Here is a 26,617-nt window from a genome sequence, read left to right as displayed (position 1 = left end):
TTATTTGCTGGGCGACTGCCTGCCTGTTTTGCTGTCGGCAGCAATTTGTGCAGGTTCAAAGGCCAATGACGATCGATCCTGCGTCATGCAGGGGCGAATGCGCGTCTTATCGGGCTGGCCATCCGGGTTTTGAAACGCTAGAGCAGGACTGTCAACCGCTAAGGGTTGCGCGCAAAGCATATGACCAATGCAGGAAAGTACTATGAAACTCGGCATCGTCATCGTCGCCGCGGGACGCGGTGAAAGGGCAGGCTCGCCACAGGAAGGGCCGAAGCAATATCGCCCGATCGGCGGCAGGGCCGTGATCGAGCATACATTGGCGACTTTCCTCGGCTGGAATGGTGCCTCCCCCATCGTGGTCGTCAGCCATGCCGACGATGCAGCACTGCTGTCACCAGTCCTGCAGCGACTGGATGCCGGTGAGCGGATCGTCACCGTGACGGGCGGTGCGACACGTCAGCAATCGGTGCTGGCCGGGCTGGAGGCGCTCGCCTCAGAAGAGCTGACGCATGTGATGATCCATGACGCCGTGCGGCCTTTCGTCGCCGTGGACATGCTGGAACGCATCGTCGCCTTGCACCGGGCGGGTGCTGTGGGCGTTCTGCCCGCCCTGCCCGTCACCGATACGCTGAAGCGCGGCTCTGGCGATCTCGTCGTGGAGACGGTTTCCCGACAGGGACTTTATGCGGCCCAGACACCGCAGAGCTTCAATTACGGTGATATTCTTCGCGCGCATCGCGCTGCTGCTGCTTCCGGCAAAACGGATTTCACCGATGACGCATCCATCGCCGAATGGGCCGGGCTGACGGTGACGCTGACCGAAGGTTCGGTCGACAACGTAAAACTCACTCTCAAGCGGGATATCGCCATGGCCGATGAAAAGCTTTCTCACGGATTGCCCGACGTGCGCACCGGCAATGGTTACGACGTGCATCAGCTGGAGGCCGGGGATGGCGTCACGCTCTGCGGCATCTTCATCGAGCATGATCAGAGACTGAAAGGTCATTCAGATGCCGATGTGGCGCTGCATGCGCTGACCGATGCGCTGCTCGCCACCTGCGGCGCCGGCGATATCGGCGACCATTTCCCGCCCTCTGATCCGCAATGGAAGGGTGCGGCCTCCCGTATCTTCCTCGAACACGCGGCCAAGGTGGTGCGAGACAATGGCGGCACGATCATGAATGCCGACGTTTCGCTGATTGCGGAAGCGCCACGCATCGGTCCGCACCGCCAGGCCATGCGGGAAGCGCTTTCGGACATGCTCGGCATCGCGCTGGAGCGCTGCTCGGTGAAGGCGACGACCAACGAGACGATTGGCTTCGTCGGCCGCCGGGAGGGCATTGCGGCGATCGCCACCGCCACCGTTGTCTACCGGGGCAGACCGCTATGAGCCTTTTTACCGCTGACATAGAAGAACTGGCGCGGCGGATCATCGCCGATTTCACCGCCCGCGGTCTCATGGTCTCGACAGCCGAGAGCTGCACGGGCGGCCTGATCGCCGGCGCGCTGACGGAGATTGCCGGCTCCTCCGCCGTCGTCGATCGTGGTTTCGTCACCTATACCAATGAAGCCAAGATGGACATGCTGGGGGTTGGCGTCGGGACACTGGCGAATTTCGGCGCGGTATCCCGGCAGACGGCGCTGCAGATGGCGCATGGCGCGCTGTTCCGTTCACGGGCGGATTTTGCCGTGGCCGTAACCGGCATTGCAGGCCCGGGCGGCGGCTCTTCGGAAAAACCGGTGGGACTGGTGCATCTGGCGGCCAAGGCGCGCAACGGCCACAGCCTGCATAAGGAGATGCATTACGGCGATATCGGTCGCACCGAAATCCGTCTTGCGACGGTTAAGACAGCGCTCGAGATGCTGACTGCACTTAATCAGGCCGGGTCGGCATAAATCTTGTCGGCGCGGGTCTCGAAAGCTTCCGCGAACATGCGGAACGCCCGGTCGAACATCGATCCCATGACCGCGCCGAGCAGTCGGTTCTTGAATTCATAGTCGATGAAGAAATGAATGGCTGAGCCGTCCTCGTCCGAGGCCTCGAAACGCCAGCGATTTTCGAGATATTTGAACGGTCCGTCGATATATTTCACATCAATGGCGCGCTCCGCAGGGTTCAGCAGCACCTGGGTGGTGAAGGTCTCACGAATGGCCTTGTAACCAACCGTCATGTCAGCCACCAGCAGTATCTTGCCGTCGCGTTCCTTGCGCGAGCGGACGGTGAGCGCCTCGCAAAGGGGAAGAAACTGCGGATATTTCTCCACATCGGCGACGAGGTCGTACATGCGGTCGGGCGAGTGTTTGACAAGGCGATGCGTTTCGAACTGTGGCATGAGCGGCAGTTAATCCTCGATAACGAGAAGATCAAGAAGGCGGCGAAACTGTTTTCGGCTTTTCAGCTGGAATACCGGCACATCAGGACCATAAAGCGCGAAATTCTGCTCGAAAATCGGGGCATGGCGGCGTTCGAAATTCCAGATATAGCGCAGGAAATCGATGTCTATTCTTTCGGGACATCCCTCCGCCATTTCCGGACGCGCCTTGCCGTAACCCTTGATCGCCCGGCTGACGGCGCCCCACAGGCAGAGCCAGCGCGGCATGCGCACCCAGAGAACGATGTGGGACCGCGGCAGGCGTATATCGAAAGACGATGGATTGCTGCCATCCATCAGCCAGCGTTCTTCTGTGATGATGGCGGCTATCCTCTGCCGCTGCTCATCGCGGGCGCGCGCCTGCCAGCCGGGCAGCCAGAAAATCTCCCGATCCATGGAGATATAACGAAGCCCGAAATTGCCCGCGAGCTTCTGCGAAAGCGTCGACTTGCCGCCGCCGGAACAGCCAACGACCAAGATGCGCTGCGCGCCGGCGATAATCGCGGCAGCATCTTCCACCCTGTGAAGATAGTTCGGCATTTGATAGACCTCATCTAACCGCTGGATATATTTCTGCCACCCGGTCATAACCCTTGAGCGATATCGTTACCGCGCATGGCAGTTACGGAAAATTGACTATTGTAACTCCGTCGCAGGGATTGCTATTTATTTGCGACTAATATTACACCCATTGGATGCAACGGCGCTGGAAGCTCCCGATTTCACCCAGCGTATTCATCCTTGGGTTCAGACCCGATACATAACCGCTTTGAGCCACTGAGTGAGCCGATGGACGATTTTTCCAACATCATCAACCTTCTCGAATCCGCAAAACAACTCGCATCGATGAACGGCATGCCGGTGCTTGCCTATCTTATCGATGTCGCGAAATGCGAGGCGAGAGAGAACAAGCCGGTTCTGCGCAAGCGCAAACGCGGCGAATCGACCGCCAAGGAAGACTGTTAATTGCCGGCGCGCAGAGCCGACCGATAAAGCCGACTGGCCCAATCTTCAAGACGATGTCATAATCAAACAATGAAACCGGCCGCTTTTTCGAGGCGGCCATTTCTTTGCACAATGGAAACGACAGCGTCATGACAGCCGCATCCGCCGATATCAGAACCTACAGGGAGGAAAGACCGAAGGAACGGCATGGCTTCGTTCAAATCGTTCTTCCGGTCTCCGGGCGTCTGCTAATCGATGTAGCCGGACGGCAGGATGAATTGTCGACCGGGCGTGGCGTCTTCATCCATCGCGACACGCCGCATACCCAGGAAGCGACAGCGAGCAATCACTCACTGGTGGTCGATATTAATGAAAGCGCCCTTCCCGAGCAAACCCTCGAAAAATTCGCCCGTTCGCCGTTTCTCGACATAGTGCAGGATACCCGGCAATTGATCGCCTATATGCGCGGCATCATCGGAGCGGATGGGCGGCGCGACGATATTGCCGGTCTGTGGGCGCCGCTGCTGATCGACAGTCTGGCCGATGACAGAACCGATATCCGCCAACGCCTGCACAGGCTCGCCGCGGTCGTCAGGGCGGAACCGTTCTTCCCCTGGACCATCGGGATGCTTGCCTCCTGCGTGACGATCAGCGACAGCCGTTTGCATGCTCTGTTTCTCGAGGAATTCGGCCTCCCGCCTCACCGCTGGCTGGCCGGGCTGCGCATGGACAAGGTCTTTGCATTGCTCGACGATTCCGCCCTGCCAATTGCCGAGATTGCCCTACGGGCCGGCTTTTCCGACCAGACGGCACTGACGCGCGCCATGCGCAATGCGGTGGGTGAAACGCCCGCTGCCTATCGCCGAAACCGCGGCATTCATTAGAACCGTCGACACGGTCATCAGGAGTTTTTGTCAAGACAGCCGGAAAGGGCTGTGGCACATCGCAGGCAAATGCGAATGCGGATGTGACAGGACATGAACAGGACAGGTCTCGGTGTTTTTTATGGCATGCTGGCGGGAGCGATGTGGGGAGGCATCTTTCTCGCCCCCAAACTCGTGCCGGACTTTTCCGCCCTACAACTGTCGACGGCGCGTTACCTCACCTACGGGCTGATTTCCCTCATCATCATCGGACCGCGCATCAGGCGGGTTTCCGCCCGTTTTGGCATACAGGAATGGTTTGCGCTCGGCTGGCTGAGCATGATCGGCAATATCGCCTATTATGTCTTCATATCGACAGCCGTTAAACTCAGCGGTGTCGCTTTCACCTCCATCATCATCGGTTTCCTGCCCGTCGCCGTCACCATCATCGGCAGTCGCGACCACGGCGCGGTATCGCTCCGGCGGCTATGGCCGTCGCTTGTCTTCGGCGCAATCGGCATTGTCGGCATTTCCTGGCAATCGCTGGTGCAAGGCGATGGTGGGCTCGATGTTTCACGCGTCATCGGCCTTGCCTGCGCACTCGGCGCACTTGCCTCCTGGACGGCCTTCGCCGTCGGTAACGCGCGCTGGCTTTCCCGCCTTCACGATGTCAGTGCCGATGACTGGAACATGATGACGGGTGTTGTGACCGGCGCGCTGGCTCTGGCGCTGGCAATTCCGGCTTTCGGCTTTGGCGGCGCAAGCCACACTTCAGGCGACTGGCTGCATTTCGCCGCCGTTGCCGCAGGCCTCGGCGTCACCGCCTCGATCATCGGCAATGCGCTATGGAACCGCATGAGCCGGCTTCTGCCGCTCACCATGGTCGGACAGATGATCCTGTTCGAAACGCTGTTTGCGCTGCTTTACGGTTTTCTCTGGGAGGGACGTGGCCCGACGCTGGTTGAGGTCGTCGCGATCTGCTCAGTAGTGCTGAGCGTGGTGCTGTGCATGCGGGCGCATCGCCCGAAGAAGGTTGTGGCGTAATTAGCTTAAGGGCCGAAGACAGGCGATTGAGCCATTTCGTAAGGATCGCCTCCAGCTCAACGTCATCCTCGGGCCCGTCCCGAGGATCCAATCACGTATCGTAAAGTACAGAGGTTGCAGATGCTCGGGACAAGCCCGAGCATGAGAGCGTGCAAAACGTGCGATGACACGTCGTTTTGCCCAGCCTTTCCGCCCCTGATTACTCAGCAGTAGCCAGCAGCTTCTTCTCGCGGGCAGCACGCAGGCGCTCGAAATCGTCGCCGGCATGGTGCGAGGAGCGGGTCAGCGGGCTCGACGACACCATCAGGAAGCCCTTGGTATAGGCCACCGTCTCGTAGGACTTGAATTCCTCCGGCGTCACGAAGGCCTCGACCTTGTGGTGCTTGCGGGTCGGCTGCAGATATTGGCCGATGGTCAGGAAGTCCACGTCGGCGCTGCGCAGGTCGTCCATCAGCTGCAGCACTTCGTTGCGCTCTTCGCCAAGGCCAACCATGATGCCCGACTTGGTGAACATGGTGGGATCGAGTTCCTTCACCCGCTGCAGGAGGCGCACGGAGTGGAAATAGCGCGCGCCGGGGCGAACCGTCAGATAGTTGCCAGGAACGGTTTCCATATTGTGGTTGAAGACATCGGGCTTGGCGGCAACAACACGTTCCAGCGCGCCCGGCTTCTTCAGGAAGTCAGGCGTGAGGATTTCGATGGTCGTCGTCGGAGACGCGGCGCGGATCGCCCAGATCACCTTCTCGAAATGTTCGGCGCCGCCATCGGCGAGGTCATCGCGGTCGACCGAGGTGATGACGACGTGGGAAAGGCCCATCTGCTTGACGGCCTTGGCGACGTTCTCGGGCTCGTCCATGTCAAGCGGATTGGGTTTGCCGGTCGCGACGTTGCAGAAGGCGCAGGCGCGGGTGCAGATTTCACCCATGATCATGAAGGTCGCGTGCTTCTTGTCCCAGCACTCGCCGATATTCGGACAGCCAGCTTCCTCGCACACCGTGACCAGCTTGTGCGAACGCACCAGTTCGCGCGTCTCGTGATAGCCCTTGGAGGTCGGCGCCTTGACGCGGATCCATTCCGGCTTGCGCATGACCTCGGTATCGGGCTTATGCGCCTTTTCCGGGTGGCGAATACGCTTTTCTTCGGACGAAGTCCTGTCGAGAATAGTGACCATTAAAAACCTGCTTCCATCGCCTTTAGCGATCTAAACATCTGTTGGCCCGATGCTTTAGAACAATTCCAGAAAAAGCGTAAGCCCCTTCCGGTCACGAAGCCTTGTCAGCGCCGCACCAGCTTCGCCAGGAACAGCAGCAGGCTGGCGCCGAGGAAAGACGTAACGAAATAGCCGAGCCTGCTGTCCTGCACGAAAACATCGAAGGTTCTCAGCACCGCAACAGCCACCACCGAACCGACGATGCCGAGGACGATGTTCATGAAAACGCCGAAACGCATGTCCATGAGCTTGCCCGCAAGCCAGCCGGCGAGACCGCCGATGATGATTGCTGCAATCCAGCCTACACTTTCCATTCCACGCTCCCTGAAAGAACCGGCCCCTTGAGCGACCTGCATCGAGACATATGGGACACCCGGCAGGGTTAGACAATGCCGGGTATCACGGAGCACTTATGCGTTCAGAACACGCCCATAGGCGTCGAGCACGCTTTCCTTCATCGACTCCGAAATCGTCGGATGCGGGAAGATCGTGTGCATCAGGTCTTCTTCCGTCGTCTCGAGATTCATGGCGACAACGAAGCCCTGAATGAGCTCGGTCACTTCCGCACCGACCATATGCGCGCCGAGCAGTTCACCGGTCTTTTTATCGAAGATGGTCTTGACCATGCCCTGATCTTCGCCGAGTGCCACGGCCTTGCCGTTCGCAGCAAAGGAGAAGCGGCCGACGCGGATATCGCGGCCCTGTTCCTTCGCCTTGGCTTCGGTGAGGCCGACAGAAGCGACCTGCGGGTTGCAATAGGTGCAGCCAGGAATCTTGAGCTTGTCCATCGGATGGACATTCGGCAGACCTGCAATCTTTTCGACGCAGATGACGGCCTCATGCTCCGCCTTGTGGGCGAGCAGCGGCGGGCCGGCAACATCGCCGATGGCGTAGATACCAGGTACATTGGTCTTGCCGTAACCGTCGATGACGATGAAGCCGCGATCGGTCTTCACGCCGGCAGCCTCAAGCCCGATACCTTCGATATTGGCGACGACGCCGACGGCGGAAATCATGCGGTCGGCCGTGATCTTTTCGGAAGAACCATCCTTCTTCTCAAGCGTCGCGGTGATGGAGTTCGCGCCCTTCTCGACCTTGGAAACCTTGGTCTCCAGATGGATTTTCATGCCCTGCTTTTCGAGCTGCTTCTTGGCGAAGGTGGAGATTTCCGCGTCTTCAACCGGCATGACCTGGCTCATGATTTCGACGACGGTGACGTCGACGCCCATGGTGCGGTAGAAGCTGGCGAATTCGATGCCGATCGCGCCCGAGCCCATGACGAGCAGCGACTTCGGCAGTTCTTCCGGCTTCATCGCCTCGAAATAGGTCCAGATCAGCTTGCCATCGGGCTCGATGCCGGGCAGCGCACGCGGGCGCGCACCTGTCGCGACGATGATGTGCTTGGCGGTATAGGTGCCCTCGCCCAGCGTGTTTTTCGGCACGGGACCCTGCGGCTGAACCACCGGCTTGGTGGACTTTCCGACAACGATTTCGCCCCGCTTGGTGATCTTGGCTTCACCCCAGATGATATCGACCTTGTTCTTCTTGAACAGGAAACCGACGCCATTGTTCATGCGCGCAGCAATGCCGCGCGAGCGTGCCACAATCGCCTTGACGTCAGGCTTGATCGAGCCTTCCAGCGTCAGACCGTAATCCTTGGCGTGGGTGGCGGTGTGCATGACATCGGCGGTGCGCAGCAGCGCCTTGGTGGGAATGCAGCCCCAGTTGGAGCAGATGCCGGCCAGATGCTCGCGCTCCACGACGGCAACCTTCATGCCGAGCTGGGCTGCGCGGATCGCGGCAATGTAACCGCCCGGTCCCGAACCGATGATGATGACGTCATAAGATTGAGCCATTGGAAATCCTGCCTTGTCTTATTCGGGTGACGGCAAACCGCCCCGAAACGAGAATGAGTGTCAAAGTCCGAGCATCATGCGGACGACAGGCTCCAGCCCGCGCCCGATGGCCCGCGTGTTTTCAGCATCGAGATGGACGCCGTCCACCGGCGTCGTGCGGGCGACAGACCCGGCATCGAAAAATCCGCAGTCGAGGTCGTCGGCAAGGTCCCGGTAAACGGAAGCCAGCATCGCCGACTCATCGATTGCATCGCGAAAGATCGCGCCCATGACAGGGTTTGCCGTCTCACTGAGTTGCGGTGGCGCGACGATCAGCACGTCAGGCGCTTCCCAGTCCGTAACTTGCCAGACATGGTTGCGCGTGAGCTTCACCAGCCGCTCGATACCCTTCATGGCGACAATCGCCGAGCCGTGGATCGACGGTTTCATGTCGTTGGTGCCGAGCATGATGATGACGAGATCAAGCGGCGCATGGCTGTGCAGCAGCGTCGGCAGAAGCCGCGCGCCGTTGCGGTCGCAATCGGCCGTCAGGTCGTCATAGGCGGTGGTGCGGCCGCCAAGACCCTCATGGATCACATGCACGTCGGAACCGAGCGCCTTCTGCAAGACGCTCGGCCAAAGATCGTCATGGCTGTGCCGGCCACCCGTTTCCGCATCAGATCCCCAGGTCAGGGAATCGCCAAAGCAGAGGACCGACTTCACCATGTTATTCTCCGATCAAACCAGCATGCCCATCGGGTTTTCGATGTAGCGCTTGAAGGCGCCGATCAGTTCGGCTCCGAGCGCGCCATCGACGCAGCGGTGGTCAGTGGAAAGCGTGACCGTCATGACATTGGCGATCTTGATCTCGCCGTTCTTCACGACAGCGCGCTGTTCGCCCGCACCGACAGCCAGGATGGTGGCATGCGGCGGGTTGATGACGGCGGAGAAGCTCTTGACGCCCATCATGCCCATGTTGGACACGGCCGTTGTGCCGCCCTGATACTCCTCGGGCTTCAGCTTGCGCTCTTTCGCGCGCTTGCCGTAGTCCTTCATCTCGTTGGAGATGGTGGAGAGCGACTTCTCTTCCGCCTTGCGGATGATCGGCGTAATCAGGCCACCCGGAATGGAAACGGCAACGCCGACATCCGAATGCTTGTGCTTGACCATGTTGCTTTCCGTCCAGGAGACGTTGGCATCAGGCACGTCGCGCAGCGCGAGAGCCAGCGCCTTGATGACCATGTCGTTGACCGAAAGCTTGTAGGCGGGCTTGCCGTCCTTTTCGGGAGCGGCGGCGTTGAGCTGGGCGCGCAGCGCCAGAAGCGTATCCAGTTCGCAATCCACGGAAACGTAGAAATGCGGAACGGTCTGCTTGGATTCGACCAGACGCTTGGCAATGACCTTGCGCATGCCGTCATGCGGCACCAGCTCGTAGGAACCCGGCTCGAACAGCTTGAGAACGGCTTCGTCGGACGGACCCTTGGCAAGTGCCGGAGCCGGTGCGCCTGCGGATGCTGCGGCGGCAGGAGCTGCCTTCGCACCACCGGAAGCGGCAGCCTTTTCCACGTCGGTCTTGACGATGCGGCCATGCGGGCCGGACCCGGAGACGGCCGTGAGGTCGAGACCGGCTTCCTTGGCAAGACGACGGGCAAGCGGCGAAGCGAAAATGCGCTCACCAGACTTTGCCACCGGAGCCGGTGTGGAAGCTGCGGCTGCCTGATCGGCTACAGGCTTTTCAGCTTTGACTGGCGCAGCTTCGCTCTTCTCTTCCTTCGGTGCCTCGGCTTTGGCCTGAGACGGAGCAGGCGCGGCATTGCCGCCCTGTGCCGCCTCGGCGACATCTTCGCCTTCCGCAGCGAGGATGGCGATCAGGGCGTTGACCTTGACCGCTTCAGTGCCGGCGGGAACGACCAGCTTGGCGACCGTGCCCTCATCGACGGCTTCCACTTCCATGGTCGCCTTGTCGGTCTCGATCTCGGCAATCACGTCACCGGGTGCGACCTTGTCGCCTTCCTTGACCAGCCACTTGGCCAGATTGCCCTCTTCCATGGTGGGAGAAAGGGCAGGCATGGTGATGTTTATCGGCATCGAAACGCCTCCCCTTACTTGTAGCAGACGGTTTTGACGGCCTGAACGACTTCATCGACGTTGGGCAGAGCCAGCTTTTCGAGGTTTGCCGCGTAAGGCATTGGAACGTCCTTGCCGGCGATCGTCAGGATCGGCGCATCGAGATAGTCGAAAGCGGCGCGCATGACCTGGTTGGCGATGAAGTCACCGACCGATGACTGCGGGAAACCTTCCTCGACCGTGACCAGACGACCGGTCTTCTTGACCGATTCGATGACGGTGGGCAGATCCATCGGACGGATGGTGCGAAGGTCGATCAGTTCGACGTCGATGCCGAGCTTTTCGAGTTCCGCAACCGCCTTGATTGCGTAGGTCATGCCGATGCCGAAGGAAACGATCGTCGCATCCTTGCCCTTGCGGTGAATGCGCGCCTTGCCGATAGGCAGCACGAAATCGTCGAGCTTCGGCACTTCGAAGCTCTGGCCGTAGAGAATTTCATTCTCAAGGAAGATGACCGGGTTCGGGTCACGGATGGCTGCCTTCAGGAGACCCTTGGCGTCCGCTGCCGTGTAGGGCATGACGACCTTGAGGCCCGGAATATGGCTGTACCATGCGGCGTAACATTGCGAATGCTGAGCGCCAACGCGGGCAGCAGCACCCGAGGGGCCACGGAACACCATCGGCGCACCCATCTGGCCGCCCGACATGTAAAGCGTCTTCGCAGCCGAGTTGACGATCTGGTCGATCGCCTGCATGGCGAAGTTGAAGGTCATGAATTCGACGATGGGCCGCAGGCCCGTCATTGCCGCACCGACGCCGATACCGGCAAAACCGTGCTCGGTGATCGGGGTGTCGATGACGCGGCGCTCGCCGAATTCCTGCAACAGGCCTTGGGTAATCTTGTAGGCGCCCTGATATTCGGCGACTTCCTCACCCATGACGAAGACTTTTTCGTCGGCGCGCATTTCTTCGGCCATGGCGTCGCGCAGCGCTTCACGCACCGTCGTCATCACCATTTCGGTGCCTTCAGGAATATCCGGATCGGCAGCGACTTCGATCTTAGGTGCTGCCGGAACCTTTGCGGCTTCCTTGGCAGCGCTCGGCTCCTCGGATGCTTCGCGGGTCTTGCCGCCTGCGGCATCCGAATCGGAATTTGCAGCTTCAGCCTTCGGCTCTTCCTTCTTGGCGGAAGAAGAGATGTCGGCAGCGCTTTCGCCTTCCTGGATGAGAACGGCGATCGGCGTGTTGACCTTGACGCCTTCGGTGCCGGCGTCGATCAGCAGCTTGCCGATAACACCTTCATCCACAGCTTCCACTTCCATGGTCGCCTTGTCGGTCTCGATCTCGGCAATCACGTCACCGGAAGTGACCTTGTCGCCTTCCTTTTTAAGCCATTTGGAAAGCGTGCCTTCCTCCATGGTCGGGGAAAGGGCGGGCATAAGAATTTCTACTGGCATGGGTTTCCCTTTCCCGATCAGAGCAGAATGTCGGTGTAGAGCTCGGATACATCCGGCTCTGGGTCGTTCTGGGCGAAGTCTGCGCTATCGGCGACGATATCACGGACATCCTTGTCGATGGCCTTGAGTTCGTCTTCGCTTGCCCAGCCCTGCTCCAGAAGCCGTGCCTTGACCTGCTCAATCGGGTCATGTTCGGAGCGCATCTTCTGCACTTCGTCTTTCGAACGGTATTTCGCCGGGTCGGACATGGAGTGACCACGGTAACGGTAGGTCAGCATTTCCAGAATGATCGGACCCTTGCCGGAGCGGCAATGTTCCAGCGCCTGATCGGCGGCTGCCTTTACGGCGCGCACATCCATGCCATCCACCTGGATGCCGGGAATGCCGAAGGACTGGCCGCGCAGCGAATAGTTCGACTGGGCGGTGGCGCGGGCGGTCGAGGTGCCCATGGCGTAACGGTTGTTTTCAACGATATAGATGATCGGCAGTTTCCAGAGAGCGGCCATGTTGAAGCTCTCGTAGACCTGACCCTGGTTGGCGGCGCCGTCACCGAAATAGGTCACGGAGACATTGTCGTTGCCGCGATATTTATTGGCGAAGGCAAGACCGGTTCCGAGCGAAACCTGCGCACCGACGATGCCGTGACCGCCGTAGAAATGCTTCTCCTTGGAGAACATGTGCATGGAGCCGCCCTTGCCTTTCGACAAGCCGCCCCTGCGGCCGGTCAACTCGGCCATGACGCCACGCGCGCTCATGCCCAGAGCGAGCATGTGGCCGTGGTCACGGTAAGCGGTGATGACCTGATCGCCTTCCTTCTGCGACATCTGCATGCCAACAACAACGGCTTCCTGACCGATGTAGAGGTGACAGAAACCACCGATGAAGCCCATGCCATAAAGCTGGCCGGCCTTTTCTTCGAAACGGCGGATAAGAAGCATTTCACGATAAGCGTGAAGCTCTTCTTCCTTCGAGAAGTCCGGGCTGTTCTTGCCGGTAAATTCGGTTGCAGCCTTTGCCGTTGTCTTGCGGCCGGATACGGTCGCTGGTTTTCGCGGCGCCATTCATCCCTCCCTGAGTTGCCGTTTGAATGGATAGAGTGGCGCGTACCATATGCAAGAAAATGCCATGCAGCAATGCTTTAAACGCATGGCACATATTCACGCTAAAGTGCTGTGAATAAATCACAAATCATTAATTAACTTGATTTCGGTTAATTAGAAGTAGGTATTCATGATGACAATTTCGTCCGTACGGGACATATTGAGCTGATAGCGCGAAATCTCGTCGATCATGTCCCGCTCAAGCGAGCCGTCGCTCATCAATTCCACCTGCCGCTCAAGCGCCACGCGCGCCTGCGTGAGCTTTGCGAGCTCCGCGGTGCGGGTAATGCGCTGCCGCTCCAGCCGCTCCGTCGCCTGCAGGCCGAAGTCGCCATGAATGGAATGATACCCGAAATAGGAAAGAAAAGCGATCGTGATGGCCGGAACGATCAAACGGCCGAATCGTCTCTTTTTATGATGTCTGGTCCACATGCCGGAGAGAAGCCTTAAAACGCACAACGTGATTCTGAGACTAAGCCGGATTGTTTAACTATCCGTTGACCTTAAATTTCGCGTCTGCGAATAGGCACAAAAAAGCCCGCCGGAAGGCGGGCTCGGTTTGCAAAGAGAGCTTTCCTCTCCACTGCGTCATCCTCGCCCTTGAGGCGAGGATCCATAAGTGGTTTGGAAGGTGGATTCTCTGGTCAGGCCCAAGGATGACGTCTCATGCGTGGACACGTCTTTCACCAACCTCAGCCGCCAAGCGGCGGGCCACGTCACCAAACCTGAACGCGGATTACCCGCGCAGGATCGAACGACCCGCGTAAGCAGCCTGCGGGCCCAGCATTTCTTCAATGCGGATAAGCTGGTTGTACTTTGCGAGCCGGTCGGAACGGGCAAGCGAGCCGGTCTTGATCTGACCGCAGTTGGTTGCGACCGCGAGATCGGCGATGGTGGAATCTTCCGTTTCGCCCGAACGGTGCGACATGACGGCGGTATAACCTGCCTTGTGCGCCGTTTCGACTGCGTCCAGCGTCTCGGAAAGCGAACCGATCTGGTTGACCTTGACGAGGATGGAGTTGGCGACACCCATCTTGATACCGTCGCGAAGGCGGGCGGAGTTGGTGACGAAAAGATCGTCGCCCACCAGCTGGCACTTGTTGCCAATGAGATCGGTCAGCGCCTTCCAGCCATCCCAGTCGTCTTCAGCCATGCCGTCTTCAACGGAGATGATCGGATATTTCGCCACGAGTTCGGCCAGGTATTCGGCCTGCTCGATCGGCGAACGGGTCTTGCCTTCGCCTTCATAAACGTAATTGCCGTTCTTGAAGAATTCGGTCGCCGCACAGTCGAGACCGATGAACATGTCGTCGCCTGGACGGTAGCCAGCCTTTTCGATCGACTTCATGATGAAATCGAGTGCTGCCGGCGCGCTTTCGAGACCCGGTGCAAAACCGCCCTCATCGCCGACATTGGTGTTGTGGCCCTGTGCGGACAGTTCTTTTTTCAGCGTATGGAAGACTTCGGAGCCCATGCGCACGGCTTCGCGAATGTTTTCTGCGCCGACCGGCAGGATCATGAATTCCTGGAAATCGATGGGGTTATCGGCATGCGCGCCGCCGTTGATGATGTTCATCATCGGAACCGGCAGCAGATGCGCGTTCGGGCCGCCGACATAACGGTAAAGCGGCAGGCCGGAGGCTTCAGCGGCAGCCTTCGCAACGGCGAGCGACACGCCGAGGATGGCGTTGGCGCCGATGCGCGACTTGTTCGGCGTGCCGTCGAGCGCGATCATCATCTGGTCGATCTGGATCTGGTTTTCAGCGTCGAAACCGCCGATGGCGTCGAAGATTTCTGTATTGACGGCTTCGACCGCCTTCTCCACGCCCTTGCCGAGATAACGCTTGCCGCCATCGCGCAGCTCAACCGCCTCATGCGCGCCGGTGGAGGCGCCGGAGGGAACGGCGGCACGGCCCATGGAGCCGTCTTCGAGATAAACGTCGACTTCAACGGTCGGATTGCCGCGGCTGTCGAGAATTTCGCGCGCGATGATATCGGTAATGGCAGTCATGGTCTCTCCCTTGGGAATGGAACAGATATTTTCCGTCGCCTGTCTTAGACGATGGCGAAAAAATTACAATGACGGGGGGCAGCGGAACGGCCCGCCCGCCATTAAAATCGATTGGCACAAAAGTGCCCGCCGTCACGGTCAGCCGATCAGGCTTTCGTAATCGCGTCGAAAGCCAGAAGCTTTTCGAGCAGTTTCGGCATGTCCTTCAAGTGGACCATGTTAGGGCCGTCTGACGGCGCATTGTCCGGATCCTCATGGGTCTCGATGAAGAGGCCGGCCACGCCAACCGCAACGGCCGCACGCGCCAACGTCTCGACGAATTCGCGCTGGCCACCTGTGGAGCCGCCCTGCCCGCCCGGTTGCTGCACCGAATGGGTGGCATCGAACACGACAGGTGCGCCGAGCGCTGCCATGATCGGCAAAGAGCGCATGTCGGAAACCAGCGTGTTGTAACCGAAGGACGCGCCGCGCTCGCACAACATCACATTCGGATTGCCGCTCTCATTGAGCTTGGCAAGCACGTTCTTCATGTCCCAAGGCGCCAGAAACTGGCCTTTCTTGACGTTGATGACGCGGCCGGTTTTGGCGGCAGCAACGAGAAGATCGGTCTGGCGGCTGAGGAACGCCGGGATCTGCAGCACGTCCACCACCTCGGAAACGATGGCGCATTGCTCTTCCGTGTGGATGTCGGTCAGAACAGGAAAACCGAATTCCTTCTTGAGATCGGCAAAAACCTGCATCGCGTTATCCAAACCGATGCCGCGTTTTCCGGAAAGCGAAGTGCGGTTCGCCTTGTCGAAAGAGGACTTGTAGACAAGCCCTATTCCCAGCTTGTCGCAAAGCTCCTTCAGGACGCCAGCGATCATGAAGGCATGTTCGCGGCTTTCCATCTGGCACGGACCGGCAATCAGCGAAAACCGCTCGGCATTCGAGAATGAAACCTTGCTGGCGCCATCGCCGGCGGTGACTTTAAGATTGTTCGTAACGCTCATCATTTTTCCTCGAAGGCGAAGGCAACACCCTGACCGGGTGCTGCGGGCACCACCAGACGGCCGTCCGCTTTTGCGCAGGACACGCCATTAGCAGCAAGCACCGCCTCTGTCACGGCAAGATCGTGTGACGAAAAGACAATGCCCGCGCCGCGCAATCCGCCTTCGTTGCCATCCTGAGCATTCAGGGCTTGCCCGCTGAAAGCCGGTTTTCCGGTCAATCTGATGCTGGCATTGTCGGTCGCGAAAACCATATCACCGCCCGGAGACCATTTGCCTTCACAGCCAAACACCGTCTCGATCAGGCCCGCCACCTTCGCATCGCCGCCGGTAAACAGGACGATTTCACTGAGGCCGGTGACACCATTGGCGTGGCGCTCCAGCATGGTGCGATCGCCCGGAAGGGCTTGAAGCCGTTGACAACTGAACAAAAAGAAATCCGCGGCCGCCCCGCTTGCCGCAAAAGCCAGCCGGAACGCCGCCTCGCCTTGCGAGCCATCCGGCATCCGAACAGGCCGCGAAAACTCGAAAACATCGCCAGCCGAAAGGCCGGCTGCCCGAAACCGCTCATGGTCAACCAAGGCGTCTTCAGTCCTGGCGACAAGAGCCGAAAAACCCTCCTGCCCGTCCCGTTGCCGGAAGGCCACATCCCTGCCGGTGAACACATCACCCCTCTCTATTGACACATTATATTTAGCCGGATCAGCAATTGCGAGCGGCTCCAGATAGGTGCCATCGGCGAAAAATACGCAGGCATTTTGGGTGCCGAAAGGGTGCAGAGCCTCCGGCGCAACCGTAAAGCCAAGACTGACGAGGCGCTTCACGGCGACGCCTATGACTTCCACGGGCAAAACGAGATGGTCAACGCTATAGGGTTTCGTCATGAAAATGTATCCTGCTGGCCTTCCGCCCGGAGCATGCCGGGACGGTTTTGACCGCACAAAAGCACAATTGCGTGCTATGAGGCAAATCATCACAGCAACAGATAGCACCTTCACGAAATTTTAGGGGATTGCAGAACACATATGGAACATATAGTGTTCGTTCTGTATTTGTTTCGCGACTTCCACTACGATTCTAAAGGGTGTTTTCCTCATGCTCACGCGCAAACAGCAGGAATTGCTTCTCTTCATTCATGAACGAATGAAAGAGTCCGGCGTGCCGCCATCCTTCGATGAAATGAAGGACGCACTCGATCTTGCCTCGAAATCTGGCATCCACCGCCTGATCACCGCCCTCGAAGAGCGCGGGTTTATTCGCCGGCTACCAAATAGAGCGCGAGCGCTGGAAGTCATCAAGCTGCCTGAGGCCTATACGCCGGGTGCAAGGCCGCAGCGCGGCTTTTCGCCGAGCGTCATCGAAGGCAGCCTTGGCAAGGCCAAGGCGCCGGAAGCGGCCCCTGCCCCCAAGACGCCGGCCAATGATCTCGTCGGGGCCGTCACCGTGCCGGTCATGGGCCGCATTGCCGCCGGTGTGCCGATTTCCGCCATCCAGAACAATACCCACGATGTGGCCGTGCCTGTTGATATGCTCGGTTCGGGCGAACATTACGCTCTTGAGGTCAAGGGCGACTCGATGATCGAGGCCGGCATTTTTGATGGCGATACCGTCATCATCCGCAATGGCAATACGGCGAATCCGGGTGATATCGTCGTAGCGCTGGTGGATGATGAGGAAGCCACCCTGAAGCGTTTCCGTCGCAAGGGCGCCTCCATTGCGCTCGAGGCGGCAAACCCAGCCTATGAAACGCGTATTTTTGGACCGGACCGGGTGAAAATCCAGGGCAAGCTGGTAGGGCTGATCCGCCGTTACCATTGATTCAAGGCATGGGGCCGCAATTCCTTTTGCTGCGGGCACCATCAAGATTATGGCGCTCCCCTTATGGAGCATTGCAGCTTGCTCCTTGGAACGATGCGGCTCTGCATAAGTGAGAAACGACATCGTCTGGCAGGTCCGCACATCTTTTATCGCGAAGGCCAGCAGGCAGCGGTAAGAAACAGATGATTGAAAATGGGCATCCTTAATTTCGTTGAGAAAGGATGCAGGTCATCAGTCTCGCCGCGATGTGTTTCGCCGTCATCTCCGAATGGTGACGTACAGGTGCTTCTTTTCTTCCTGCCCCACTCATCAATGCGGCTTATGGGAGCCATGGATTATTTGCAATATTCCTGGGCCCATCCGCCGGTATAGAAATGCGCATCATATCGGGGAACACGCCATGTACGATCTTTATATCGCCAACAAGAACTATTCCTCATGGTCACTGCGGCCATGGGTATTGATGCGCACGCTCGGCATTGCTTTCGATGAAAAACTCGTTCCCTTCGGCGAAGGCGTTTCCTTCTCCACCTTTTCGCCAACCGGCAAGGTGCCTTGCCTCGTTGATGAAGGCGTGACGGTTTGGGAATCGTTGTCGATCGCCGAATATCTGGCGGAGCGACATCAGGGTGTCTGGGCGAGCGATAAGCAGGCAAGAGCCTGGTCGCGTTCGGCTGCGAGCGAAATGCATGCGGGCTTTTTCTCGCTGCGCAATCTCTACCCCATGTCGGTCGGCATTCGCGTAAAACCGAAGGGTGGTGATACCGGGCTAGCGGCCGACATAAAGCGCGTTGATGCGCTGTGGAGCGAAGGCTTGGCAAAATTTGGCGGGCCCTTTCTTGCCGGCCAGAAATTTACGGCGGTCGATGCCTTCTTCTGCCCGGTGGCTTTCCGTTTCCAGACCTATGGCGCGGAACTTTCGCCCGCAGCGAAAGCCTATTGTGACCGGCTGCTCGCCCTGCCCGCCATGCGCGAATGGTACGAGGCCGGACTGAAGGAAACCTGGCGCGACGCGGCGCATGAAGAGGAAATCGGCGGGATCGGCGAATTGACGACGGATCTGCGCATCAAGGCCTGACGATCCAGGCTGGCGGCCCTCATTGTGGTGCCGCCAGCAACCGCGTGACGGCATCAGGGACCTCATGGTCAAAACGGCCGCTTTTCCAGTCGTAATAGCGATGTTCGCTCCAGGGCCTGTCCATGCCGGCTATCGCGGCGCGCAACCTGCCGACTACCGCTACCTGATCGCTGCCGGCAAAGTCTATTTCCAGTGAACCGATCCGCCGCAGGATATCGCGGTTAAGCAAGAGTGCGCCCGAGCGGCATTGGGAGAAGGATGTTCTGCGGGAAACGACGACAATATCGGCGATATCACAAGCCTTTCCGGCAAATCGACCATCTTCCAGAACGATGATCCATTCGCCGCTTCCCGCGCGTGCGGCACACCATATGCCTTTGCTGCAGGTGAAAATACCGGGCTCTGCGTCTCTCAGGGCCACCGTCATCTGCCGTGTAACCGCCCTCATCTTTTCCGGATCAAGCTTCGCCTTGGTCAAAGCCACGGTGGTTGCCGCAGCCTCGCTCTTGAGAAAGACCGGCGGAACTGGCTGTTCCGGCAACAGCAGTGCCCTTTGCCACTGGTCATAAACGAAACCCTGCGGCCGTGTTTTCGTCGTGTAGGCTTTGCCATCCTCCAGCAGCGCCACCAGCATGCCATCCTCATGAACAAGCAGATGAGGCGGATTGCGATAGGCCGTGGCCGCCGACAGGCCAAAGGCGAGGACCAGAAACGGCAAACCAAGAAGCGCCAGCCGGCTGCGTAACAATGCCAGCAGCAGAAAACCAACGGAGGCAAGCCCCAGGAACCAGCCATGTGGCCGCCCCGTCGCAGCGCTTCCTCCCCAGGAGGCCACCTCCCGAGAAACTTCGATCACGAGAGCCATACCGTAACCCATGACCTTCAAGAACGGAGCATCGAGCCCGAAAGGCATCAGCAGCATGGCGACAAGGCCGAAAGGCATGACGATCAGCGACATGAGCGGCATGGCGGCCAGATTGGCAAAAAGTCCATAGGTGGTGACACGCTGAAAATGCTCGGCGGAATAGATCGCAGTCGAAAGACCGCCGATCAACGAGGTCGTGATGACGCCGCCGATGATGGCGCCCGCCGTTTGCGCCACCGTCATCCATGCCGGTTTGCGCCCGATGAACAGACGCTCGCGATCAACACGCCAGCGGCTCCAGGCGGCATAGGAGGCGACGAGCGCGATGGTTGCGGCAAAGGACATCTGGAAGCTCGGCCCCATGATTTCCGAGGGCGACAAGGCAAGAATGACCAGAGCGGAAAGCGCAACATTCCTGAGACTGAGCGAGGGTTGATCGAAGAGAACAGCGATCAGCATCACCGACATCATCAGCCAGGCGCGTTCGGCGGAGACGGCGAAACCGGAAATCAGATAATAGGCAAGCGTCATCAGAAGGGCGGCGAAAGCCGAGATTTTCTTGACGGGCCAGCGCTGCGCAAAGGCCGGAAAAAGGCTGAAGGCAAGCCTCAACCCCACAAAGAATATGCCTGATGCCAGCGCCATGTTGAGCCCGGATATGGCGACGATATGGGCAAGGCCGGAAAGCCGCAGCGCTTCCATCGTCCCGGCGGATATGGCCTGTCTCTCATCGGTGACGATGGAGGCGGCAAAAGCGCCGGCGTCCCCGCCGATGGTGTTGCGGATGCGTTCCGCAATGGCGGTGCGCAGGCCATAAAGCCGCATATCGGCCCATTCCAGCCAGTCCGTTCCGGCCCTGACGTCATCTTCGGGTGATATGACCGTCTGTGGCGGCTTATAAAAGAAGCCCGTCGCGCCTACGCCCCTGAAATAGGAGGCAAAGGCGAAATCGTTGAGCCCCGGTAAAGCCGGGCCGGATGGTGGCGAAAGCCGCGCCTTACCACGAATGGTCGCGCCCAGTGCGACAGGCTCACCTCCCCCGCGTGAGAGAAGCGAGACCTTTTCCGGCGGGCGTGACAATGCCGGCGCCTCCGTCGCGGCAAGCCGCACCACATATCGCCAATCCCCGCGCGCATCGACCTCCCGGCGCGTCACCCTGCCTGTAATGGTAGTGGTGACGGGTGTATCCAGCACCACGGTTCCCACCCGCCGCGTTTCGACCTCGGCGAAAAGCATGCCCAGCAAGAACAGCGCGAAAAAGCCGCAGGCCGTCGCTGCCAGGCCCGAACGATATTTCGTGAAGGATGCCAGGCCCGCGGCAATGAGACATGCGATCGCCAGAACAGGGAATGAAGGCGAGGTATCGAGGGAAAACCAGAAGATCGCACCACAGCCGATGAAGACCGGCACGAAAAGAAAATCGTGGCCGAATGCACGCTCCTCTGCGAAGCATGTGGCGATTTTTTGAGAGGCGACAGCTCGCGGTTTTGGCCTGCTGACAAGGGCGGGCGTATCATATGTCGCGACATCCCCGGTTCTGCGTAGCGGAAACAGAATCTCCGCCGTGCCGGGCAAGCCGCCCTGCATCGTTTCCGCATATCCGAAATGCTGTTTTTCCCCTTGACCAAGCAATCCGCGCTGCGCCCCTGCCGCACCGGAAACAGGTTTGCAGGCGGATGCGAGGGATTGCAATGCTTTCCTTTAACCCTGCGTTGACCGAGATCGAATTGCTATGATGATAAAGCGAAAACCAACGCAATTGCGTATGCCGCAATGCACAATTTGACCTTTGGATAGCTTGGCATCGGCGCAAGGATCATATAGCTAATCGGTAGACGCTTAACCGCGGGGCGTGTCTCAACGCCCCCACCCGCATGTTTTCGGAGGATCAGTATGACGGAAAAAAGCGCTACAGTGACACTTGGCGAAAAACAGGTCGAACTCCCGGTCAGGGAAGGCACGATTGGACCAAGCGTCGTCGATATCGCCACGCTGTACAAGCACACGGGCTCCTTCACCTACGACCCGGGCTTCACGTCGACGGCCTCCTGCGAATCCAAGATCACCTACATCGACGGTGACGAAGGCGTTCTCCTGCACCGTGGTTTCCCCATCGAGCAGCTTGCCGAACAGGGCGACTTCCTGGAAACCTGCTACCTGCTGCTCTACGGCGAACTGCCGACGGCTGCGCAGAAGAAGGATTTCGACACCCGCGTCACGCGTCACACCATGGTGCATGAGCAGATGAGCCGATTCTTCACCGGCTATCGTCGCGACGCACATCCGATGGCCGTCATGTGTGGCACGGTCGGCGCTCTCTCGGCCTTCTATCACGACTCGACCGACATTACCGATCCGCACCAGCGCATGGTCGCTTCGCTGCGTATGATCGCAAAAATGCCGACGATCGCCGCCATGGCCTACAAGTACCATATCGGCCAGCCCTTCGTTTACCCGAAGAACGATCTCGATTACGCCTCCAACTTCCTGCACATGTGCTTTGCTGTACCGTGCGAGGACTACAAGGTTGATCCGGTTCTGGCCCGCGCCATGGATCGCATCTTCATCCTGCATGCCGATCACGAGCAGAACGCCTCCACCTCCACGGTGCGTCTTGCCGGTTCTTCGGGCGCCAACCCGTTCGCCTGTATTGCGGCTGGCATTGCCTGCCTCTGGGGCCCGGCTCATGGCGGCGCCAACGAAGCGGCGCTCAACATGCTCAACGAGATCGGCACGGTTGACCGTATTCCGGAATATATCGCCCGCGCCAAGGACAAGAACGATCCGTTCCGCCTGATGGGCTTTGGCCACCGCGTTTACAAGAATTACGACCCGCGCGCCAAGATCATGCAGAAGACGATGTACGAAGTGCTGGAAGCCACCGGCAACTCCGACGATCCGATCATGCAGGTCGCGCTCGAACTGGAAAAGATCGCCCTTTCCGATCCTTATTTCGTCGAGAAGAAGCTTTACCCGAATGTCGACTTCTATTCGGGCATCACGCTGAAGGCGCTCGGCTTCCCCACGACCATGTTCACCGTTCTCTTCGCTCTCGCCCGTACCGTCGGCTGGATCGCACAGTGGAACGAAATGATCGAAGATCCGCAGCAGCGCATCGGCCGTCCGCGCCAGCTCTACACGGGCGCCGGCAAGCGCGACTACGTTCCGGTTTCCAAGCGCTAAGCCGCGAAACCATTTGAGATCAAAGGCCGGCAGGTTTTCACCCGCCGGCCTTTTTTGTTGGGCGTCTGAGTGGTTCTTAGTGGCGCGCCGCAACGCCCAGGAACTGCTTGAGTTCGGGTGTTGCGGGATTGGCGAACCCCTCTTCCGGCGGGCCAATTTCATGCACCCTGCCCTCATGCATGAAGACGACGCGAGAGCAGACGTCGCGCGCGAACTTCATTTCATGCGTCACCATCAAGAGCGTCATGCCTTCGGCGGCGAGTTCCCGCACCACGGCAAGCACTTCCGCAACCAGTTCGGGATCGAGCGCCGAGGTGATCTCATCGCAGAGCAAAGCGATCGGCTGCATGGCGAGGGCGCGGGCAATGGCGACGCGCTGTTGCTGGCCACCTGACAACTCATCGGGATAGGCATCGAATTTATGCGCCAGGCCAACCCGTTCCAGCATCTTGCGGGCAACGGCTTCCGCCTCCGGTTTCGACGTCTTCTTGACCACCATCTGTGACAGCATGACATTGCCGCCGACGGTCTGGTGCGGGAAGAGATTGAACTGCTGGAAGATCATGCCGACCTTCAATCGAAGTGCCTTGAGATGGAGATCGTCTTCGAGAAGCTGTGCGCCGGCGACCGATATGGAACCGGCCGAAATCGTCTCGAGCCCGTTGATGCAACGAAGCAGGGTCGATTTTCCCGATCCGCTCTTGCCGATGATGGCGATGACCTCGCCCGGCTCGACATCGAGATTGATGCCCTTCAGAACCTCGTTGCTGCCATAGCTTTTGCGGACTTCAGTGATTTCGATGAGCGACATTGAGCTTCCTTTCGAGGATCTGGCTGCTCTTCGACAGAGGCCAGCACAGCGCGAAATAGATGAGGGCCACGAGGCCATAAACGGTGAAGGGCTGGAAGGTGGCGTTGGTGACGACCGTGCCGGCCTTGGACAGTTCCACGAAACCGATGATCGAGGTCACCGCCGTTCCCTTGATGACCTGCACGAAAAAACCGACGGTCGGCGGAATGGCGACCCGCATGGCCTGCGGCAGGATGACGTAACGCATCTGCTGCAGGCGGCTCATGGCAAGGCTTGCCGACGCCTCCCATTGCCCCTTGGCGACAGATTCGACGCAGCCACGCCAGATTTCGGTTAGGAAGGCTGCTGCCCACAGGATCAGCGTCAGACCCGCCGCGAGCCAGGCCGGCACATCGATACCGAAAAGACCAAGGCCGAAAAAGGCGATGAAGAGCTGCATCAGCAGCGGCGTTCCCTGAAAAAGCTCGACATAATAGCGCGCGAAAACCCGCATCGATTTTTTCCGGGAAATGCGCATGAAGAGCAGAAGCAGCGCCACCAAGCCGCCGCCCGCAAAGGAGACGAGCGAGAGCAGCACGGTCCAGCGCGTGGCGAGCAGCAGGTTTCTGAGAATATCCCAGGTGGAGAACTCGATCATCGGACACTCCTGCGCGGAAAAATGAGGTTGCCGCCCATCAGCAGCACCTGCCGGAGAAGAATGGCCAGCACGAGATAGATGACGGTGGAGACCATGTAGGCTTCGAAGGCGCGGAAGGTGCGCGACTGGATGAAATTGGCCGCGAAGGTCAGGTCCTCGGCGGCGATCTGCGACACGACCGACGAACCGAGCATGACGATTACCACCTGCGAGGAGAGCGCCGGCCATATTCGTTGCAGGGAGGGAACCAGCACCACGTGGCGGAAGGTTTCGAAACGGGTCATGGCAAGGCTTGCGCCGGCCTCGAACTGCCCCTTCGGCGTCGCCTGAATGCCGGCACGAATGATCTCGCAGCTATAGGCCCCGAGATTGACCACCATGGCGATATTGGCAGCGCTCAGTTCCGACAGTTGCAAGCCAAGCGACGGCAGGCCGAAAAAGATAAAAAACAATTGTATGAGAAACGGCGTATTGCGAATGAGTTCCACATAGGTCGCGACCGGCGGCCGCAGCCATTTCGGGCCAAGCGCGCGCACCCAGGCACAGAATATGCCGAGCGCGATGCCGAGAACGCCGCCGACGGCGATCAATTCAAGCGTGACGGCGATACCCTTGGCGATCTGCGGATAATATTCGAGGAGCCATCCAAAATCGAATGTGTATTTCACCCGATGTTTCCTTCGGAAGAGGACAAACCATGCGCCGGGCCGGGATCAAACGGGACCGGCGCATGGTTTGCCGGGTTGGTCACAGATCCTTCGGAAGATCGGTTTTCAGCCACTTCTGCGCGATGGTGTTCAGCGAACCGTCGGTCTTTGCGGTGGCGATGATGGCGTTGACCTTCTCCAGCAGCGCCGGCTGCTCCTTGTTCAGGCCGATATAGCAGGGAGAATTTTTGATCAGGAACTTAAGCTCGGGGCGCTTCGGTGGGTTCTTCGCGAGAATGGCGGCGGCCACGACATTGCCCGTGGCGACGGCTTCCACCTGACCGGCGAGGAAGGCAGAGATAGTGCCGTTATTGTCCTCGTAGCGCTTGATGGTCGTATCAGCGGGAGCGACCTTGGTCAGTTCGAGATCCTCGACGGCGCCACGGGTAACGCCGATGGTCTTGCCGGCCAAATCTTCCGCCTTGGTGACAGCAAGCGAGTCCGGAGCGAACACGCCGTTGAAGAAAGGCGCATAGGCGGTGGAGAAATCGATAACCTTTTCACGGTCCGGGTTCTTGCCGAGGCTCGAAATGACGAGATCGACCTTGTTGGTCTGCAGATAGGGAACGCGGTTGGCGCTGGTGACCGGCACCAGCTCGACCTTCACCCCGAGCTTCTCGCCGATCAGGTTGGCGACGTCGATATCGTAACCCTGCGGCGCCATATCGGTGCCAACGCTGCCGAACGGCGGAAAATCCTGCGGGACGGCGACGCGGATCGTGCCTCGGGAAGTGATATCGCCGAGCGCGTCGGCAAAGGCTGCGGGCGAAAAACCAAGTGTTGCGGAAATCGCGGCAATGGCAAGCAATGAACGTCTGGAAAACATTGGGAATTACTCCTTGGGGCTTGAGGAAAGAGGCTGCAGTGAAAGCGAATTGCGAAGCTCGTAGAGCGGGTCCGGCCTGCGGGTGAGATCGAGGCCGGTTTCGACTTCGTCGAGATGGCGGATGGCGAGTTCGGCGGCGCCGTGAAAATCAGCCGCCTTGATCGCCTCGAAGATGCGGCAGTGCCCGTCATGCGATTGCTGCGCATGGAAATCGGACTGATAGAGCATGGAGATGAGGATGGTTCTGGCCGTCAGGTCGCGCAGCGTTTCGACGATGATGTCATTTCCGGCGATTTCGGCGATGCGGATGTGGAAATCGCCCATCAGGCAGGTCAGGCGCTGGCGGTCGCCTTTGACAATCGCCGCCTTTTCTTCATCGAGATGATTGGCAAGGATCGTTATGCCTTCCGCGCTGATGGCGGAAAGGTTGCGCAAAAGTCCATATTCGATGATGCGCCGTGCCTCATAGACCTTGATGGATTCTTCGGCGGAAGGCTCCACCACGAACCAGCCGCGGCGCGGGCTGACCGTGACGATGCCGCGCGTCTCCAGCCGCATCATCGCCTCGCGGATGCGCGTGCGCGACACGCTGAAAAGGCTGGCGAGCTGGTTCTCGCTGAGGCGGGTGCCCGGGCGGATGCGCGCGGAAAGAATGCCTGAGATGATGGCGTCTTCTACCGCGCTCTGGGCGCTTTCTGATGTATGGCTATCTTGCATACAAGATTGAAAGCAAGAGGTGTGCCAGACGTAAATTCGCGGGCCGCGAACCCTATAAAAGCTTGGGCATTGCCGCCCTAAC

General features: G+C 59.1%; 27 protein-coding genes. 8 read left to right on the top strand and 19 right to left on the bottom strand.

Annotated features, from left to right (window positions below):
- Positions 1 to 202 precede the first annotated feature (202 nt).
- Both ASB65_RS12995 and ASB65_RS12990 read left to right on the top strand, forming a co-directional pair.
- Positions 203 to 1,390: a bifunctional 2-C-methyl-D-erythritol 4-phosphate cytidylyltransferase/2-C-methyl-D-erythritol 2,4-cyclodiphosphate synthase gene (locus ASB65_RS12995; protein WP_060724156.1), complete on the top strand. Its 1,188-nt coding sequence runs from the start codon at positions 203 to 205 to the stop codon at positions 1,388 to 1,390.
- A complete protein-coding gene (locus ASB65_RS12990) occupies positions 1,387 to 1,896 on the top strand; it encodes a CinA family protein (protein ID WP_060724155.1) in 510 nt (169 codons plus the stop codon). Before ASB65_RS12995 ends, ASB65_RS12990 begins: the two co-directional genes overlap by 4 nt.
- On the opposite strand, the gene ASB65_RS12985 is transcribed toward ASB65_RS12990, so the two are convergent.
- Together ASB65_RS12985 and ASB65_RS12980 are read right to left on the bottom strand one after the other, a co-directional pair.
- Positions 1,878 to 2,333, bottom strand: a complete 456-nt coding sequence (locus ASB65_RS12985; protein WP_060724154.1) for a type II toxin-antitoxin system RatA family toxin — start codon at positions 2,331 to 2,333, stop codon at positions 1,878 to 1,880. The genes ASB65_RS12990 and ASB65_RS12985 overlap by 19 nt on opposite strands.
- 9 nt (positions 2,334 to 2,342) lie before the next feature.
- Positions 2,343 to 2,912: an AAA family ATPase gene (locus ASB65_RS12980; protein ID WP_060724153.1), complete on the bottom strand. Its 570-nt coding sequence runs from the start codon at positions 2,910 to 2,912 to the stop codon at positions 2,343 to 2,345.
- Positions 2,913 to 3,161: 249 nt separating this feature from the next.
- Here ASB65_RS12980 and ASB65_RS28715 point away from each other — a divergent pair, with 249 nt between their 5' ends.
- The 3 genes from ASB65_RS28715 to ASB65_RS12970 all read left to right on the top strand — a co-directional run bounded on the left by ASB65_RS28715 (position 3,162) and on the right by ASB65_RS12970 (position 5,224).
- Complete coding sequence (locus ASB65_RS28715) at positions 3,162 to 3,338, top strand: hypothetical protein (protein WP_003496171.1); 177 nt, start codon at positions 3,162 to 3,164, stop codon at positions 3,336 to 3,338.
- A gap of 128 nt (positions 3,339 to 3,466) precedes the next feature.
- Positions 3,467 to 4,201: a helix-turn-helix transcriptional regulator gene (locus tag ASB65_RS12975; RefSeq protein ID WP_060724152.1), complete on the top strand. Its 735-nt coding sequence runs from the start codon at positions 3,467 to 3,469 to the stop codon at positions 4,199 to 4,201.
- A gap of 93 nt (positions 4,202 to 4,294) precedes the next feature.
- The gene (locus ASB65_RS12970; protein WP_060724151.1) at positions 4,295 to 5,224 is read left to right on the top strand and encodes a DMT family transporter; all 930 of its coding nucleotides are present in this window, start codon (positions 4,295 to 4,297) and stop codon (positions 5,222 to 5,224) included.
- Between the two features lie 199 nt (positions 5,225 to 5,423).
- Here ASB65_RS12970 and lipA read toward each other — a convergent pair whose 3' ends face one another.
- The 11 genes from lipA to ASB65_RS12915 all read right to left on the bottom strand — a co-directional run bounded on the left by lipA (position 5,424) and on the right by ASB65_RS12915 (position 16,777).
- Complete coding sequence (gene lipA, locus ASB65_RS12965) at positions 5,424 to 6,395, bottom strand: lipoyl synthase (protein ID WP_060724150.1); 972 nt, start codon at positions 6,393 to 6,395, stop codon at positions 5,424 to 5,426.
- Between the two features lie 104 nt (positions 6,396 to 6,499).
- Complete coding sequence (locus ASB65_RS12960) at positions 6,500 to 6,748, bottom strand: GlsB/YeaQ/YmgE family stress response membrane protein (RefSeq protein WP_003502608.1); 249 nt, start codon at positions 6,746 to 6,748, stop codon at positions 6,500 to 6,502.
- A 96-nt stretch (positions 6,749 to 6,844) separates the two neighbouring features.
- Positions 6,845 to 8,290: a dihydrolipoyl dehydrogenase gene (gene lpdA / locus ASB65_RS12955; RefSeq protein ID WP_060724149.1), complete on the bottom strand. Its 1,446-nt coding sequence runs from the start codon at positions 8,288 to 8,290 to the stop codon at positions 6,845 to 6,847.
- A 60-nt stretch (positions 8,291 to 8,350) separates the two neighbouring features.
- Complete coding sequence (locus tag ASB65_RS12950; protein WP_003502606.1) at positions 8,351 to 8,995, bottom strand: SGNH/GDSL hydrolase family protein; 645 nt, start codon at positions 8,993 to 8,995, stop codon at positions 8,351 to 8,353.
- A gap of 12 nt (positions 8,996 to 9,007) precedes the next feature.
- Complete coding sequence (locus ASB65_RS12945; RefSeq protein ID WP_003502605.1) at positions 9,008 to 10,357, bottom strand: pyruvate dehydrogenase complex dihydrolipoamide acetyltransferase; 1,350 nt, start codon at positions 10,355 to 10,357, stop codon at positions 9,008 to 9,010.
- Between the two features lie 14 nt (positions 10,358 to 10,371).
- Positions 10,372 to 11,793 carry a pyruvate dehydrogenase complex E1 component subunit beta gene (locus ASB65_RS12940; RefSeq protein ID WP_003512876.1) on the bottom strand — a complete coding sequence of 474 codons (1,422 nt, stop codon included), beginning with the start codon at positions 11,791 to 11,793 and terminating at the stop codon, positions 10,372 to 10,374.
- Positions 11,794 to 11,810: 17 nt separating this feature from the next.
- Complete coding sequence (gene pdhA, locus ASB65_RS12935) at positions 11,811 to 12,854, bottom strand: pyruvate dehydrogenase (acetyl-transferring) E1 component subunit alpha (RefSeq protein ID WP_060724148.1); 1,044 nt, start codon at positions 12,852 to 12,854, stop codon at positions 11,811 to 11,813.
- A 153-nt stretch (positions 12,855 to 13,007) separates the two neighbouring features.
- Positions 13,008 to 13,325 carry an FtsB family cell division protein gene (locus tag ASB65_RS12930; protein WP_003502598.1) on the bottom strand — a complete coding sequence of 106 codons (318 nt, stop codon included), beginning with the start codon at positions 13,323 to 13,325 and terminating at the stop codon, positions 13,008 to 13,010.
- A 304-nt stretch (positions 13,326 to 13,629) separates the two neighbouring features.
- Positions 13,630 to 14,904: a phosphopyruvate hydratase gene (gene eno, locus ASB65_RS12925; RefSeq protein ID WP_003512870.1), complete on the bottom strand. Its 1,275-nt coding sequence runs from the start codon at positions 14,902 to 14,904 to the stop codon at positions 13,630 to 13,632.
- 146 nt (positions 14,905 to 15,050) lie between these two features.
- Positions 15,051 to 15,896, bottom strand: a complete 846-nt coding sequence (kdsA, locus tag ASB65_RS12920) for a 3-deoxy-8-phosphooctulonate synthase (RefSeq protein ID WP_060724147.1) — start codon at positions 15,894 to 15,896, stop codon at positions 15,051 to 15,053.
- Positions 15,896 to 16,777, bottom strand: coding sequence for a VOC family protein (locus ASB65_RS12915; RefSeq protein ID WP_060724146.1), 882 nt, complete (start codon positions 16,775 to 16,777; stop codon positions 15,896 to 15,898). The genes kdsA and ASB65_RS12915 overlap by 1 nt, the downstream gene beginning before the upstream one ends.
- A 211-nt stretch (positions 16,778 to 16,988) precedes the next feature.
- Between ASB65_RS12915 and lexA the strand changes: the two genes are divergently transcribed.
- Both lexA and ASB65_RS12905 read left to right on the top strand, forming a co-directional pair.
- Positions 16,989 to 17,711 carry a transcriptional repressor LexA gene (gene lexA, locus ASB65_RS12910; RefSeq protein ID WP_060724145.1) on the top strand — a complete coding sequence of 241 codons (723 nt, stop codon included), beginning with the start codon at positions 16,989 to 16,991 and terminating at the stop codon, positions 17,709 to 17,711.
- A gap of 400 nt (positions 17,712 to 18,111) precedes the next feature.
- Entirely contained in the window at positions 18,112 to 18,789 is a 678-nt protein-coding gene (locus ASB65_RS12905) for a glutathione S-transferase family protein (RefSeq protein WP_003502589.1), read from the top strand.
- Between the two features lie 19 nt (positions 18,790 to 18,808).
- Here the strand turns inward: ASB65_RS12905 and ASB65_RS12900 are convergent, their stop codons facing one another.
- Positions 18,809 to 21,241: a ComEC/Rec2 family competence protein gene (locus tag ASB65_RS12900; RefSeq protein ID WP_060724144.1), complete on the bottom strand. Its 2,433-nt coding sequence runs from the start codon at positions 21,239 to 21,241 to the stop codon at positions 18,809 to 18,811.
- A gap of 306 nt (positions 21,242 to 21,547) precedes the next feature.
- Here ASB65_RS12900 and gltA point away from each other — a divergent pair, with 306 nt between their 5' ends.
- Positions 21,548 to 22,837 (top strand): citrate synthase, encoded by a 1,290-nt coding sequence (gene gltA / locus ASB65_RS12895; protein WP_003502585.1) that lies wholly within the window; start codon positions 21,548 to 21,550, stop codon positions 22,835 to 22,837.
- Positions 22,838 to 22,913: 76 nt separating this feature from the next.
- On the opposite strand, the gene ASB65_RS12890 is transcribed toward gltA, so the two are convergent.
- The 5 genes from ASB65_RS12890 to ASB65_RS12870 all read right to left on the bottom strand — a co-directional run bounded on the left by ASB65_RS12890 (position 22,914) and on the right by ASB65_RS12870 (position 26,535).
- The gene (locus ASB65_RS12890; protein ID WP_060724143.1) at positions 22,914 to 23,648 is read right to left on the bottom strand and encodes an amino acid ABC transporter ATP-binding protein; all 735 of its coding nucleotides are present in this window, start codon (positions 23,646 to 23,648) and stop codon (positions 22,914 to 22,916) included.
- A complete protein-coding gene (locus ASB65_RS12885; RefSeq protein ID WP_060724142.1) occupies positions 23,626 to 24,285 on the bottom strand; it encodes an amino acid ABC transporter permease in 660 nt (219 codons plus the stop codon). Before ASB65_RS12885 ends, ASB65_RS12890 begins: the two co-directional genes overlap by 23 nt.
- A complete protein-coding gene (locus tag ASB65_RS12880) occupies positions 24,282 to 24,953 on the bottom strand; it encodes an amino acid ABC transporter permease (RefSeq protein WP_020012427.1) in 672 nt (223 codons plus the stop codon). The genes ASB65_RS12885 and ASB65_RS12880 overlap by 4 nt, the downstream gene beginning before the upstream one ends.
- A 79-nt stretch (positions 24,954 to 25,032) precedes the next feature.
- Positions 25,033 to 25,818, bottom strand: coding sequence for a transporter substrate-binding domain-containing protein (locus ASB65_RS12875; protein WP_003502579.1), 786 nt, complete (start codon positions 25,816 to 25,818; stop codon positions 25,033 to 25,035).
- Positions 25,819 to 25,824: 6 nt separating this feature from the next.
- Positions 25,825 to 26,535, bottom strand: a complete 711-nt coding sequence (locus ASB65_RS12870; RefSeq protein WP_003502578.1) for a GntR family transcriptional regulator — start codon at positions 26,533 to 26,535, stop codon at positions 25,825 to 25,827.
- Between the last annotated feature and the right edge of the window lie 82 nt (positions 26,536 to 26,617).

It is taken from the genome of Agrobacterium tumefaciens str. B6 (genome assembly GCF_001541315.1).
GTDB classification, from domain to species: domain Bacteria; phylum Pseudomonadota; class Alphaproteobacteria; order Rhizobiales; family Rhizobiaceae; genus Agrobacterium; species Agrobacterium radiobacter.
Note: the sequence above shows the minus strand (reverse complement) of the source record. Positions and strands in the feature narration are given on the sequence as shown.